This window comes from Rathayibacter sp. AY1E6 (assembly GCF_002931115.1).
Taxonomy (GTDB): domain Bacteria; phylum Actinomycetota; class Actinomycetes; order Actinomycetales; family Microbacteriaceae; genus Rathayibacter.
In genome coordinates, this window is sequence record NZ_PSVK01000001.1 from 154,609 (window position 1) to 168,745 (window position 14,137).

Sequence of the window (14,137 nt, forward strand, 5' to 3'; positions counted from 1 at the left end):
GCTCGCGTCAGCCGAGGATCTCGGCGAGGAACATGCCGGTGTGGCTGCCCTCGACCTTCGCCACGTGCTCGGGGGTGCCCACCGCGACCACCTGTCCGCCGCCGGCGCCGCCCTCGGGACCCATGTCGATCAGCCAGTCGGCCGACTTGATGACGTCGAGGTTGTGCTCGATGGTGATCACCGTGTTGCCCTTGTCGACCAGGCCGTTGAGGACGAGGAGGAGCTTGCGGACGTCCTCGAAGTGCAGGCCCGTCGTCGGCTCGTCGAGCACGTAGACGCTGCGGCCGTTGGAGCGGCGCTGGAGCTCGGTCGCCAGCTTGACGCGCTGCGCCTCGCCGCCGGAGAGCGTGGTCGCGCTCTGCCCGAGGCGGACGTAGCCGAGGCCCACCTCCACCAGCGTGCGGAGGAAGCGGTGGATCGCCGTGATCGGCTCGAAGAAGTCGGCCGCCTCGGCGATCGGCATGTCGAGCACCTCGGCGATGTTCTTGCCCTTGTAGTGCACGGTCAGGGTGTCGCGGTTGTAGCGCGCTCCCCCGCAGACCTCGCACGCGACGTAGACGTCGGGCAGGAAGTTCATCTCGATCTTGATGGTGCCGTCGCCCGAGCAGGCCTCGCAGCGGCCGCCCTTGACGTTGAAGCTGAAGCGGCCGGGCAGGTACCCCCGCGCCTTCGCCTCGGTGGTCTCGGCGAAGAGGTTGCGGATGCGGTCGAACACGCCCGTGTAGGTGGCCGGGTTCGAGCGCGGCGTGCGGCCGATCGGATTCTGGTCGACGTGCACGACCTTGTCGAGGTTCTCGAGGCCGGTGACGCGCGTGTGCTTGCCCGGCACCTTGCGGGCGCCGTTGAGCTGGTTGGCGAGCACGCGGTAGAGGATGTCGTTCACGAGGGTGCTCTTGCCGGAGCCGGAGACCCCGGTGACCGCGACGAACGTGCCGAGCGGGAACTCCGCGTCGACCTTGCGGAGGTTGTTGGCGTTCGCCCCGACGACCTTGATCATCCGCTTGCGGTCGATCTTCCGCCGCTTCTTCGGGACCTCGATCGCCTTGCGGCCCGAGACGTAGTCGCCGGTCAGCGAGTGGGTGTTCTCGAGCAGCGACTCGTAGGAGCCGGAGTGCACGACCTTGCCGCCGTTGACCCCGGCGCCCGGGCCGATGTCGACGATCCAGTCGGCGGTGCGGATGGTGTCCTCGTCGTGCTCGACCACGATCAGCGTGTTGCCCAGGTCGCGCAGCTTGATGAGGGTGTCGATCAGGCGGCGGTTGTCGCGCTGGTGCAGGCCGATGCTCGGCTCGTCGAGCACGTAGAGCACGCCGGTCAGCCCGGAGCCGATCTGGGTCGCCAGGCGGATGCGCTGCGCCTCGCCGCCCGACAGGGAGGCGGCGGCGCGCGAGAGGTTGAGGTAGTTGAGCCCGACTTCGATGAGGAAGTCGATGCGCGCGCGGATCTCGCGCAGCACCTGCGCGGCGATGTGCGCCTCGCGGTCGGTCAGCTCGAGCCGGCTCATGAAGTCCTGGGCGTCGCCGAGGCTGAGGTCGGCCACGTCCGCGATGCTCGCCCCGTGCACGAGCACGGCGAGCACCTCGGGCTTGAGGCGGGAGCCCTTGCACACGGGGCAGGGCACCTCGCGGAGGAACTCGGACCAGCGCGTGCGCTGGACGTCGGTCTCGGCCTGGACGAACTGGCGCTCGATGTAGGGCACGACGCCCTCGAAGCCCGAGGTGTAGCTCATCTCGCGGCCGTAGCGGTTCTTCCACTTGACCTTGACCTCGAAGTTGTCGCCGTGGAGGACGGCCTGCTGCACCTCGGTGCTGAGGCGCTTCCACGGGGTGGTGAGCGTGAAGCCGAGGTCGCGGGAGAGGCCGTCGAGCAGCTTCTCGTAGTACTGGAACAAGCCCTTGCCCTGGGTGGTCCAGGGGATGATGACGCCCTCGGCGATGCTCAGGTCGGGGTCGCCGAGCAGCAGCTCGTCGTCGACCGACATGCGCGTGCCGAGGCCCGAGCACTCCGGGCAGGCGCCGAAGGGCGCGTTGAAGGAGAAGGTCCGCGGCTCGATCTCGGTCAGCGAGATCGGGTGGTTGTTGGGGCAGGACAGCTTCTCGGAGTAGGTGGTCCAGGCGCCGTCGCCCTCGCCGTCGACGTAGTTGATCTGCACGATGCCGTCGGTGAGCCGCAGGGCCGTCTCGAGCGAGTCGGTGAGGCGCCCGAGGATGTCGGGGCCGGCCACGAGCCGGTCGACCACGACGGAGATGTCGTGCTTGTACTGCTTCTTGAGCACCGGCGGCTCGCTCAGCTGGACGAGCTTCCCGTCCACCATGGCGCGGGAGTAGCCGCCCGCGGTCAGCTCCTTGAAGAGGTCGACGAACTCGCCCTTCTTCTGCGAGACGACGGGGCTGAGGATCTGGTAGCGGGTACCGGTCTCGAGCTCCATCAGCTGGTCGGCGATCTGCTGCACGGTCTGCGCGGAGATCCGCTCGCTGCAGATGGGGCAGTGCGGGACGCCGATGCGCGCCCACAGCAGACGCATGTAGTCGAAGATCTCGGTGATCGTGCCGACGGTGGAGCGCGGGTTGCGGTTCGTCGACTTCTGGTCGATCGAGACCGCGGGGCTGAGGCCCTCGATGAAGTCGACGTCCGGCCGGTCCACCTGCCCGAGGAACTGGCGGGCGTACGCGGAGAGTGACTCGACGTAGCGCCGCTGGCCCTCCGCGAAGATCGTGTCGAAGGCCAGGGAGGACTTGCCCGAGCCCGAGAGACCGGTGAACACCACCATCGAGTCGCGCGGGATCTCGAGGTCGACGTTCTGCAGGTTGTGCACCCGCGCGCCGCTCACCACCAGCTTCGAGGACGACTCGTCGAGCGAGGAGACGAAGCGGTGGAAGGAGGGAGAGGGGGTGGAGGAGGGGTCCGTAACGGCGTTCAGGATCGACACTCCGAAAGTGTATGCGGAGCCACCGACATCGCCCGTGGCGTTCGCTGGGCGCTGATCCGCGGGCCCCTCCCCTTGCGGATCAGCGCCCCCGATCAGGACAGGTGCCCGGCCTTCTCCATCTGGCGGAGCTCGCGCTTGAGCTCCTGGACCTCGTCCCGCAGCCGGGCCGCGAGCTCGAACTTGAGCTCGCCCGCCGCCTGGAGCATCTGCCCGTTGAGGTCGGAGATGATCGCCTCGAGGTCGTTGCCGCCGTTCGCGGCGAGACCCTGACGGCGCAGGTTCGGCGTCGGGCTCTTCTTCTTGGCGTCGCGCCCGGCGAGCAGCTTGGCGGTGTCGGCCCCCTCACGGGCGAGGGCGTCGGTGATGTCGGCGATCTTCTTCCGCAGCGGCGTCGGGTCGATGCCGTGGTCGAGGTTGTAGGCGACCTGCTTCTCGCGTCGGCGGTCGGTCTCGTCGATCGCGAGCCGCATCGAGTCCGTCACCTTGTCGGCGTACATGTGGACCTCGCCCGAGACGTTGCGCGCCGCACGGCCGATCGTCTGGATGAGCGACGTGGACGAGCGGAGGAAGCCCTCCTTGTCGGCGTCGAGGATCGCCACGAGCGAGACCTCGGGCAGGTCGAGCCCCTCGCGCAGCAGGTTGATGCCGACCAGGACGTCGTAGACGCCCGCCCGCAGCTCCGAGAGGAGCTCGACGCGGCGCAGGGTGTCGACATCGGAGTGCAGGTAGCGGACGCGGACGCCCGCCTCCGTGAGGAAGTCGGTGAGCTCCTCGGCCATGCGCTTCGTCAGCGTCGTGACGAGCACGCGCTCGTCGCGCTCGGTGCGGCGCTTGATCTCCTCGAGCAGGTCGTCGATCTGGCCCTTCGTCGGCTTGACGACGATCTCGGGGTCGATCAGGCCGGTCGGGCGGATGATCTGCTCGACGATGCCGTCGGCGATGCCCATCTCGTAGCGGCCCGGGGTCGCCGAGAGGTAGACGGTCTGACCGACGCGCGACTTGAACTCCTCCCACTTCAGGGGCCGGTTGTCCATCGCCGAGGGCAGGCGGAAGCCGTGCTCGACCAGCGTGCGCTTGCGGGACGCGTCGCCCTCGTACATCGCACCGATCTGCGGCACCGTCACGTGCGACTCGTCGATCACGACGAGGAAGTCGTCCGGGAAGTAGTCGAGCAGGCAGTGCGGGGCCTCGCCCGACTCGCGGCCGTCGATGTGGCGGGAGTAGTTCTCGATGCCGGAGCAGAATCCGATCTGCTGCATCATCTCGAGATCGAAGGTCGTGCGCATCCGCAGGCGCTGCGCTTCGAGGAGCTTGTTCTGCTTCTCGAGGTCGGCGAGGCGCACCTCGAGCTCCTGCTGGATGGTGTCGATCGCACGGTGCATGACGTCCTGGCTGGCGACGTAGTGCGAGCCAGGGAAGACCGACACGGAGTCGAGCTTCCGGACGATGTCGCCGGTGAGCGGGTGGAGCGTGTAGAGCGCCTCGATCTCGTCGCCGAACATCTCGATCCGGATCGCGAGCTCCTCGTACATCGGGATGATCTCGATCGTGTCGCCCCGCACCCGGAAGGTGCCGCGGGCGAAGTCGACGTCGTTGCGCGCGTACTGCATCGACACGAACTTGCGGATGAGGCGGTCCCGGTCGACCCGCTGGCCGACCTGGAGCGCCACCATCGCCTCGAGGTACTGCTCGGGCTGGCCGAGGCCGTAGATGCAGGAGACGGTCGACACCACGATCACGTCGCGGCGGCTCAGGAGCGAGTTCGTGGTGGAGTGGCGCAGCCGCTCGACCTCGGCGTTGACCGAGCTGTCCTTCTCGATGAAGGTGTCCGTCTGCGGGACGTAGGCCTCGGGCTGGTAGTAGTCGTAGTACGAGACGAAGTACTCGACGGCGTTGTTGGGGAACAGCTCGCGGAACTCGTTGGCGAGCTGCGCGGCGAGGGTCTTGTTGTGCGCGAGCACGAGCGTGGGGCGCTGCACGGCCTCGACGAGCCAGGCCGTGGTCGCGGACTTGCCGGTCCCGGTGGCGCCCAGCAGGACGACATCGGTCTCGCCGGCGTTGATGCGGGCGCTCAGATCGGCGATCGCGCCGGGCTGGTCACCGCTCGGCTTGTACTCGCTGATGACCTCGAACGGGTGCACGGCACGGGTTGGCTCCATGGTTCGAAGCGTAGCCGCGACCACCGACACCGGACGGCGCGTGCGCTGGCGGCGAACGGGGGTGCGCTCTCCGGCCGGGCCGCTCGGCCACGAGGGCGGGTGTCCGGGACGGACCGTCAGCGGGCGAGACGCTCCCACAGCGCGTCGGTCCGAGCGAGCGTCTCCTCCAGCATGCCGGAGGAGTCGATCACGACGTCGGCGAGGGCGAGGCGCTCCTCGTCGCTCGCCTGCGACGAGACCCGCGCACGAGCCTCCTCCTCGGTCAGTCCCCGGAGGGCGACGAGACGCTCGATGCGGAGGTGCTGCGGCGCGTGCACGACGACCACCTCGTCGAACTCCCCCGCTCCACGGCCCTCGGCCAGGAGGGGGACGTCGTAGACGACCACCGCGGCCGGGTCCGCCTCGGCGGCCTCCGCGAACAGCCGCTGCGAACGGAGGGTCACCGCCGGATGGGTGATCGCATTGAGGTCGGCGCGGGCCGCCGCGTCCGAGAAGACGATCGCGCCGAGCGCCGGGCGGTCGAGCGCGCCGTCCGCGCGGATCACGGACGGGCCGAAGCGCTCGGCGATCGCCGCCAGCGCCGGCTCCCCCGGCTCGACGACCTCGCGCGCGAGGACGTCGGCGTCGACCACCACCGCTCCGTGCTCGGCGAGACGGCGGGCGACGGTGGACTTGCCCGAGGCGATGCCTCCGGTGAGGGCGACGAGATGCACCCGGCCACCCTACCCAGCGCCGTCGCCCGGAACGCCGAACGGCCGGCCCCCGAGGGGACCGGCCGTTCGATGCGATGTGCTCGCGATCAGTTGTTCGAGGACAGCTTCTCGCGGAGCGCGGCGAGCGACTCGTCGTCGGCGAGGGTGCCGCCGGTGGTCGACTCGCTGGTGAAGCCGGCGCCGACCGAGACGCCCTCGGAGACGGTGGCCGCCTCCTCCTGCGACTTGGCGACCTGGGCCTTGTGGGCCTCCCAGCGCGCCTGAGCAGCGGCGTACTCCAGCTCCCAGGCCTCGCGCTGCGACTCGAAGCCCTCGCGCCACTCGTTGGTCTCGGGGTCGAAGCCCTCGGGGTACTTGTAGTTCCCCTGGTCGTCGTACTCCGTGGCCATGCCGTAGAGCGCCGGGTCGAACTCGGTGCCCTCGGGGTCGACGTTCTCGTTCGCCTGCTTGAGCGAGAGGGAGATGCGGCGACGGTCGAGGTCGATGTCGATGACCTTGACGAACACCTCTTCGCCGACCGACACGACCTGCTCGGCGAGCTCGACGTGCTTGCCCGACAGCTCGGAGATGTGGACGAGGCCCTCGATGCCGTCCGCGACGCGGACGAAGGCACCGAACGGGACCAGCTTCGTGACCTTGCCCGGCGCGACCTGTCCGATCGCGTGGGTGCGGGCGAAGACCTGCCACGGGTCCTCCTGGGTCGCCTTGAGCGAGAGCGACACGCGCTCGCGGTCGAGGTCGACCTCGAGGATCTCGACGGTGACCTCCTGGCCCACCTCGACGACCTCGGAGGCGTGCTCGATGTGCTTCCAGGAGAGCTCGGAGACGTGGACGAGACCGTCGACGCCGCCGAGGTCGACGAACGCGCCGAAGTTGACGATCGACGACACGACGCCCTTGCGGACCTGACCCTTGTGCAGGTTGTTCAGGAACGTGGTGCGGCTCTCGGACTGGGTCTGCTCGAGGAGCGCGCGACGCGACAGGACCACGTTGTTACGGTTCTTGTCGAGCTCGAGGATCTTCGCCTCGATCTCCTGGCCGAGGTACGGCGTGAGGTCGCGGACGCGGCGCAGCTCGATGAGCGAGGCCGGGAGAAAGCCGCGGAGGCCGATGTCGACGATGAGACCGCCCTTGACGACCTCGATGACCGAGCCGGTGACGACGCCGTCCGACTCCTTGATCTTCTCGACGTCGCCCCACGCGCGCTCGTACTGCGCACGCTTCTTGGACAGGATCAGGCGACCCTCCTTGTCCTCCTTCTGGAGGACGAGGGCCTCGACGCTGTCGCCCACGTTGACGACCTCGGAGGGGTCGACGTCGTGCTTGATGGAGAGCTCGCGCGAGGGGATGACGCCCTCGGTCTTGTAGCCGACGTCGAGGAGGACCTCGTCGCGGTCGATCTTCACGACGGTGCCTTCGATGAGGTCTCCGTCGTTGAAGAACTTCAGAGTCTTTTCGACCGCGGCAAGAAAGTCTTCAGCAGACCCGATGTCGTTGATCGCGACCTGCTTGGTTGCCTTGTCGGTCGTTGCGGTTGTCATTAAGGGATGCTCCAGGATGGATGGGTCTCGGGCGGCGGCCGCCTGCGGGCCTCGCGGCTCGGCGGAGTGGTGACCACTGCGGTGGTGAGGGATGTGCCTCCGGCCCGGGAGCCGCGCTCGGCCGGCCGGAGGACCGGCCTTCCTCGCGCGCCGCGGGCACGGCGGCGCCACAGAAGTGACACCCCAGCTTAGACGCCCCGGGAGGCGCACGGCAATCTCGCCGCGCCCGTCCAGGCGCGGGTTCCGGAGTCAGCCGGCGAGGGAGGAGCGGAGGGTGTCGAGACCGACGCCGCCGAGGTCGAGCGCCCTCCGGTGGAAGGCCGCGAGCGAGAACGCGGCGCCCTCGCGCGCCTCCGCCTCGTCGCGCAGCTGCTCCCAGATCCGCTGCCCGATCTTGTAGGACGGAGCCTGCCCCGGCCAGCCGAGGTACCGGTTCACCTCGAAGCGCACGAACGCGTCGTCCATGTTCACGTTGGCCCGCATGAAGTCGAGGGCCGACTCGGCGGTCCAGACGGTGCCGGAGCCCGGCATCGGCTTCTGGAGGTGCACGCCGATGTCCAGCACGACGCGCGCCGCGCGCATCCGCTGGCCGTCGAGCATGCCCAGGCGGTCGGCCGGGTCGTCGAGGTAGCCGAAGCGCTCCATCAGCCGCTCCGCGTAGAGCGCCCAGCCCTCGGCGTGGCCGGAGGTCCCGGCGAGCTGACGGCGCCAGGTGTTGAGGCGGGCGCGGTTGTGGACGGCCTGGCCGATCTGCAGGTGATGGCCCGGGACGCCCTCGTGGTAGACCGTGGTCAGCTCCCGCCAGGTGGCGAACTCGGTGACTCCGGCCGGGACCGACCACCACATCCGCCCTGGGCGCGAGAAGTCGTCGCTCGGACCGGTGTAGTAGATGCCGCCCTCCTGGGTCGGCGCGATCCTGCACTCGAGGCGGCGCACCTCCTCCGGGATGTCGAAGGCGGTGCCGGCGAGCTCGCGGACGGAGCGGTCGCTGGCCTCCTGCATCCACGCCTGCAGAGCGTCGACGCCGTGCAGAGTGCGGGCCGGGTCCGCCTCGAGGTGGGCGATCGCCTCGGCGACGGAGGCGCCGGGCAGGATCTCGCGCGCGATCGCCTCCTGCTCGGACGTCATGCGGGCCAGCTCCTCGATCCCCCACTCGTAGGTCTCGTCGAGGTCGACGACAGCGCCGAGGAAGCGGCGGGAGTACAGCGCGTACAGCTCCCGGCCGACGGCGTCCTGCTCGGTCGCGGCGGGGGCGAGCTCGCCCCGGAGGAACTGCGCGAGCGACCCGTAGGCGGCCGAGGCACGGCGGGCGCCGTCCTCCAGCCGCTGAGCGAGCGACGCGGGCAGGGATCCGGCGGCGGGAGCGGCCTCCGCGGCCAGCTCGGCGAAGAACCCGCGGGGAGCGGCGATCTTCCGCGCCTGCTCGGCGACGAGCTCGACCTGGCGGCGGGCGGGGACCACGCCGGTGCGGATCCCCTCGCGCAGGGTCTCCGCGTAGCCCTCGAGGGCGGCCGGCACGGCCAGCAGCCGCTCGGCGACCGCCTCCCAGTCGGCGACCTCGTCCGTCGGCATCAGGTCGAAGACGTCGCGCAGCTCCTGCGCCGGGGACGCGATCACGTTGAGGTCCCGCAGCGGCAGACCGGCGTCGTGCCCCTCCAGGGAGAGCCGGAGCTCGGCGCCGAGGTCGGCGGCCGTGACGCGGTCGACGTCGTCCACGGGGTCGGCGGCCTCGAGCTCGGCGAGGGCCAAGGCGGTCGCCGCCCGGGCCTGCTCGAGACCGGCCGGCGAGTAGTCGCCCAGACGGCCGTTCGCGCCGCTGCGTCCGATCGCGGTGCCGAGGGTGGGGTCGAGGTCGACGAGCGTGTCGACCCAGCGCTCGGCGACGGCGTCGACGGCGGTGGGCTCGCGGGGGGTGTCGGTGCTCATGCCTCCGAGCCTAGCCAGGCCCTGCGGCCGGCTCAGTGCGCGGCGACGTCCCAGTCGGACCCGTGGCCCACCTGCACCTCGAGCGGGACGCTCAGGTCGGCGGCACCCGCCATCCGGCCGCGGACGAGCGCCTCGAGCGACTCCTCCTCGCCGGGGGCGACGTCGAAGATCAGCTCGTCGTGCACCTGGAGGAGCATCCGCGAGCCGAGCCCCTGCTCGTCGAGGTCGGCCTGCACGCCGATCATCGCGCGCTTCATGATGTCGGCGGCCGAGCCCTGGATCGGCGAGTTGAGTGCCGCCCTCTCGGCGTTGTCGCGGAGGACGCGGTTCGCGCTCTGCAGGTCGGGGAACGGACGCCGGCGTCCGAAGATCGTCTCGGTGTAGCCGGTCTCGCGGGCCTGCTCGACGACGCTGCGGAGGTAGTCGCGCACCGCGCCGAAGCGGACGAAGTAGTCGGTCATCAGCTGCTTGGCCTCGGCGCTCGAGATGCGCAGCTGCTTCGACAGGCCGAAGGCGCTCAGGCCGTAGGCGAGGCCGTACGACATCGCCTTGACCTTGTTGCGCATGGCCGAGGTGACGTCGCCCGGATCGACGCCGAAGATCCGCGATCCGACGAAGCGGTGCAGGTCCTCGCCGGAGTGGAAGGCCTCGATCAGCCCGGCGTCGCCGGAGAGGTGCGCCATGATCCGCATCTCGATCTGCGAGTAGTCGGCGGTGAGGAGGGTGCTCGCCTCCGCTCCGTGGACGAAGGCGGTGCGGATGCGGCGGCCCACCTCGCTGCGGACGGGGATGTTCTGCAGGTTCGGGTCGTTGGAGGAGATCCGGCCGGTGGCCGTGCCGGTCTGGTCGTAGCTGGTGTGGATCCGGCCGTCGGCGGTGACCGACTTCTCGAGCGTCTCGATGATCTGCTTGAGCTTGGTCGCGTCGCGGTGCTCGAGGAGCAGCCCGAGGAACGGGTGCGGGTGGGACTCCTGCAGGTCGGCGAGGGCGGAGGCGTCGGTGGTGTAGCCCGTCTTCGTGGCCCGGGTGCGCGGCATGTCGAGCTCCTCGAAGAGGACCTGCTGCAGCTGCTTGGGCGAGCCGAGGTTCATCTCGTGGCCGATCTCGGCGAACGCGCGGCTCGCGAGGTCGGCGGCCGAGACGGTCAGCTCGGCGCGGAGGCGCGCCAGCACGTCGGCGTCGATCGCGACGCCGGTGAGCTCCATCGTCGCTAGGACCTGGACGATCGGCAGCTCGATGTCGACGAGCACCGAGAGCATCCCCTCGCCCAGCCGCTCGCGCAGCGGAGCGACGAGCCGGTACGCGTACCAGGCCTCGGTGGCGGGCCCCATCGGCTCGACGGTGGGGACCAGCTGGTTCGGGTCGCCCTGCGCCATGGTCTCGTCGAGGTGCTGCGCGACCTGCGCCGCGAGCGTGGCCGGGTGCCCGGTGGGCTGCACCAGCCAGGAGGCGACGCGGGTGTCGAACGCGAGCCCCGCGACGGGGAGTCCGGCCCTCCGCAGCGCCTTGATCTGGGGCTTCGCGTCGGCGAAGTACTTGGGGGCGGGCCCGGCCAGCCACTGCTCGAGCGCGGTGTAGTCGGGCCGCTCGGCGGCCCACGGGACGAACGCCGTCTCCTTCTCGACCGCGAGGCCCACACCCTCGAGCCCGCCGGCTCCGAGCAGGACCTGCACGGCGACCGGCGCGGTGCCCTTCGCCGACACGCGGTCGAGCCAGTGCGCGAGCTCCTCGTCGACCAGGGTGCGGACGGCGGGTGCGGAGGTCGTGACCACGTCGCCCGCCAGGGCCGCGGCAGCGCCGTCGACGCCCTCCTCCGCGGCGATCGTGAGGACCCGCTCCTGCAGGGTCTTGAACTCGAGGCGGCTGAAGATCTCGCGGACCGCGTCGGGATCGATCGGACGGCGCGTCAGATCGTGCGGCCCGAGGGGGAGCTCGACGTCCGTCACCAGCCGGTTGAGGCGGCGGTTGCGGAGCGCGTTCTCCTTCTGCTCGCGCAGCTTCTCGCCGACCACACCCTTGATCTCGTCGGCGTGGGCGATGATGTCGGCGACCGTGCCGTACTGGTTGACCCACTTCGCGGCCGTCTTGGGGCCGACCTTGTCGACGCCGGGCAGGTTGTCGCTGGTCTCGCCGACGAGCGCGGCGATCTCGGGGTACTGGTGCGGCTCGACGCCGTACTTCTCGAAGACCTTGTCGCGGTCGTAGCGGGTGAGCTGCGAGACGCCCTGGGTGGAGGGGTAGAGCAGGGTGACGTCCGGGGTCACCAGCTGTATGGTGTCGCGATCGCCCGAGACGACCAGCACGCGGAAGCCGGCCTCGGCCCCCTGGCGCGCGAGCGTCGCGAGGATGTCGTCGGCCTCGAAGTCCTCCTTCGAGACGGTCCGGATGTTCATGGCGTGCAGCGCCTCCTCGAGGAGGGGGACCTGGCCCTTGAACTCGGGCGGCGTCTCGCCGCGGGTGCCCTTGTACTCCGGGTACTCGCGGGTGCGGAACGAGTAGCGGGAGATGTCGAACGCGACGCCGAGGTGGGTCGGCTTCTCGTTCTTCAGCAGCAGGATCAGCATCGAGAGGAAGCCGTGGATGGCGTTCGTGTGCTGGCCCTCGCGGGTCTGGAAGCTGTCGACCGGGAGCGCGTAGAACGCCCGGAACGCCAGGGAATGGCCGTCGACGAGCAGGAGGGTAGGCTGTTCCGGATCTGACACAGGGCCAGACTACACAGCGCCTCCGACACCGGATCGGCCCGCTCGCGCCCGCCGGTCAGGGCCGCTCCGAGGCTCCAGCGCGAGGAGCGACGTGACCGAGCCGACCCCCACCACGACCGCCTGGATCCGCCCGCCCGCGCTCGACCTGGTCGCCGGGATCGGCCGCGGCATGGGCGAGCTCGCCGAGCGGATGGGGATCCTCTGGCACGAGCTCACCCCGCAGCACTCGGTGGCCTCGATGCCCGTCGAGGGCAACCGGCAGCCGGTCGGCATCCTGCACGGCGGCGCGCACGTCGTGCTCGCCGAGTCGATGGGCTCGATCGCGGCGAACGTGCACGCCGGCGCGGGCCGCCTGGCGATGGGCATCGAGCTGAACGCGAGCCACAGCCGGTCGGTCCACTCGGGCTTCGTGATCGCCACCTGCGACGCGATCCACCTGGGCTCCACCCTCACCACCCACGAGATCGTCGTGCGCGACCAGGAGGGGCGCCGCCTCTCCACCGTGCGGATCACCAACATCATCCGAGACGCCCGCTGACGGGGAGCGGACGGGTCCCCCTCGCGGGAGCGGAGGGCGAGGACCGCGATCGCCGTCGGGACCGCCCGCGCCTGCGCGCGACCGGGGATCGACCGGTCGGCCGCGCCGCTCGGAGGCCCGGCACCGCGGCGAGCGGCACTGTCAAGCGACGGCGCGCGACTGTGCCCGGTGGTGCCCGAAGGGCGACACTGAGCGGATGAGCCTTCGCCATCTCCTCAAGAGCCTCCCGTCCATGCCCTCCGACCTGCCCTCGTTCGATGCGGAGGCGGCTCCGGCCGATCCTCTCGAGCTGTTCGCGCAGTGGCTCGAGGAGGCGAAGGACGCGGGCCAGCTCCTCCCCCACGGCGCCACGCTCTCCACCGCCTCAGACGACGGCACCGTCTCGGCGCGCGTGCTCGTGCTGCGCGAGATCGACGAGGCGGGCTGGGCGTTCTCCACCCATGCCACCAGCCCCAAGGGACGCGCCATGGAGGAGAACCCGCACGCCGCGCTGACCTTCTTCTGGCCGGTCCAGGGCCGTCAGGTCCGGGTCGAGGGCCGGGTCGAGCGCGCCTCCGCGCAGGAGTCGGCCGACGACTTCCGCCGCCGCTCCGAGGCCGCTCGCACCGCCCTGCTCGTCGGACGCCAGAGCGAGCCGATGCGCAGCGCGCAGGACTTCGGCCTCGTCACGCTCCAGACCAGCGTCGCCGTGGGCTGCTCGCCCGCGACGCTCGACCGGGAGTGGGCCGTCTACCGCGTCGTGCCCGAGCGCATCGAGTTCTGGCAGGGCTCGACCGCGCCGGAGCAGGATCACACCCGTCTCGAGTACCGCCCGGGAACGACGGAGGCGGGCGGCTCCCCGTGGGAGCGCACCCGCCTCTGGCCCTGAGGCCGTGGGCCCTCGGGCCCGGCCTCGCGCTAGGCCTTCTTCGTGCTCAGCTGCTCGATGATCGCCTGCGCGACGTCGTGCATGGTGAGCCGGCGGTCCATGGAGGCCTTCTGGATCCAGCGGAACGCCTCGGGCTCGGTGAGCCCCATCTTCTCGTTGAGCAGGCCCTTGGCGCGGTCGACGAGCTTGCGGGTCTCGAAGCGCTCGACCATGTCGGCGACCTCGGCCTCGAGGGTGAGGATCTGGGCGTACCGCGAGAGGGCGATCTCGATCGCGGGCAGCAGGTCGTTGGGCGTGAAGGGCTTCACGACGTAGGCGAGCGCTCCGGCCTCGCTGGCGCGCTCGACGAGCTCCTTCTGGCTGAAGGCGGTGAGCAGGACGACGGGCGCGATGTGCGCCTTCGAGAGGCGCTCGGCCGCCGAGATGCCGTCGAGCTGGGGCATCTTGACGTCCATGATGACGAGATCGGGGCGCAGCTCGGTGGCGAGGGCCACAGCGGTCTCGCCGTCGCCGGCCTCGCCGACGACCTCGAAGCCGTTGTCGCGGAGGATCTCCACGATGTCGAGGCGGATGAGGGATTCGTCTTCGGCGACGACGACCCGACGGGGTGCGGTCGACGAGGGTTCCTGGTCAGTCACGCCGATGAGCCTACGGTATTCTCGACGGGCTGGTGATGAGCCGGTGTGGCGGAATGGCAGACGCGGGGCACTCAAAATGCTCTGTCCGAGAGGGCTTGTGGGTTCGAGTCCCACCACCGGTAC

General features: G+C 70.4%; 9 protein-coding genes and 1 tRNA gene. 3 read left to right on the forward strand and 7 right to left on the reverse strand.

Translation table 11 applies throughout. The features are described from left to right. Positions 1-7: 7 nt before the first annotated feature. From uvrA to polA, 6 genes are all read right to left on the reverse strand, one after another. A complete protein-coding gene (gene uvrA, locus C5C46_RS00665; protein ID WP_244229661.1) occupies positions 8-2,833 on the reverse strand; it encodes an excinuclease ABC subunit UvrA in 2,826 nt (941 codons plus the stop codon). 188 nt (positions 2,834-3,021) lie between these two features. After that, positions 3,022-5,088, reverse strand: coding sequence for an excinuclease ABC subunit UvrB (gene uvrB, locus C5C46_RS00670; protein ID WP_104221901.1), 2,067 nt, complete (start codon positions 5,086-5,088; stop codon positions 3,022-3,024). Between the two features lie 116 nt (positions 5,089-5,204). Next, a complete protein-coding gene (coaE, locus tag C5C46_RS00675) occupies positions 5,205-5,801 on the reverse strand; it encodes a dephospho-CoA kinase (protein WP_104225297.1) in 597 nt (198 codons plus the stop codon). Between the two features lie 86 nt (positions 5,802-5,887). Then, positions 5,888-7,342 carry a 30S ribosomal protein S1 gene (rpsA, locus tag C5C46_RS00680; RefSeq protein WP_104225298.1) on the reverse strand — a complete coding sequence of 485 codons (1,455 nt, stop codon included), beginning with the start codon at positions 7,340-7,342 and terminating at the stop codon, positions 5,888-5,890. Positions 7,343-7,591: 249 nt separating this feature from the next. Next, positions 7,592-9,268: a DUF885 domain-containing protein gene (locus C5C46_RS00685; RefSeq protein WP_104225299.1), complete on the reverse strand. Its 1,677-nt coding sequence runs from the start codon at positions 9,266-9,268 to the stop codon at positions 7,592-7,594. Between the two features lie 32 nt (positions 9,269-9,300). Continuing rightward, positions 9,301-11,970 (reverse strand): DNA polymerase I, encoded by a 2,670-nt coding sequence (gene polA, locus C5C46_RS00690; protein ID WP_104225300.1) that lies wholly within the window; start codon positions 11,968-11,970, stop codon positions 9,301-9,303. Between the two features lie 91 nt (positions 11,971-12,061). Between polA and C5C46_RS00695 the strand changes: the two genes are divergently transcribed. Next, positions 12,062-12,508 carry a PaaI family thioesterase gene (locus C5C46_RS00695; RefSeq protein WP_374953047.1) on the forward strand — a complete coding sequence of 149 codons (447 nt, stop codon included), beginning with the start codon at positions 12,062-12,064 and terminating at the stop codon, positions 12,506-12,508. A 196-nt stretch (positions 12,509-12,704) separates the two neighbouring features. After that, a complete protein-coding gene (locus tag C5C46_RS00700) occupies positions 12,705-13,376 on the forward strand; it encodes a pyridoxal 5'-phosphate synthase (protein ID WP_104221891.1) in 672 nt (223 codons plus the stop codon). Between the two features lie 29 nt (positions 13,377-13,405). Here the strand turns inward: C5C46_RS00700 and C5C46_RS00705 are convergent, their stop codons facing one another. Continuing rightward, complete coding sequence (locus C5C46_RS00705; RefSeq protein ID WP_104221889.1) at positions 13,406-14,014, reverse strand: ANTAR domain-containing response regulator; 609 nt, start codon at positions 14,012-14,014, stop codon at positions 13,406-13,408. 39 nt (positions 14,015-14,053) lie between these two features. Between C5C46_RS00705 and C5C46_RS00710 the strand changes: the two genes are divergently transcribed. Beyond that, positions 14,054-14,136, forward strand: a tRNA-Leu gene (locus C5C46_RS00710). Position 14,137: the final 1 nt, after the last annotated feature.

Coding starts and splice junctions, on each gene's coding strand:
- uvrB (WP_104221901.1), bottom strand. CDS start 5,088: ATGGAGCCAACCCGTGCCGTGCACCCGTTCGAGGTCATCAGCGAGTAC.
- rpsA (WP_104225298.1), bottom strand. CDS start 7,342: ATGACAACCGCAACGACCGACAAGGCAACCAAGCAGGTCGCGATCAAC.
- C5C46_RS00685 (WP_104225299.1), bottom strand. CDS start 9,268: ATGAGCACCGACACCCCCCGCGAGCCCACCGCCGTCGACGCCGTCGCC.
- C5C46_RS00700 (WP_104221891.1), top strand. CDS start 12,705: ATGAGCCTTCGCCATCTCCTCAAGAGCCTCCCGTCCATGCCCTCCGAC.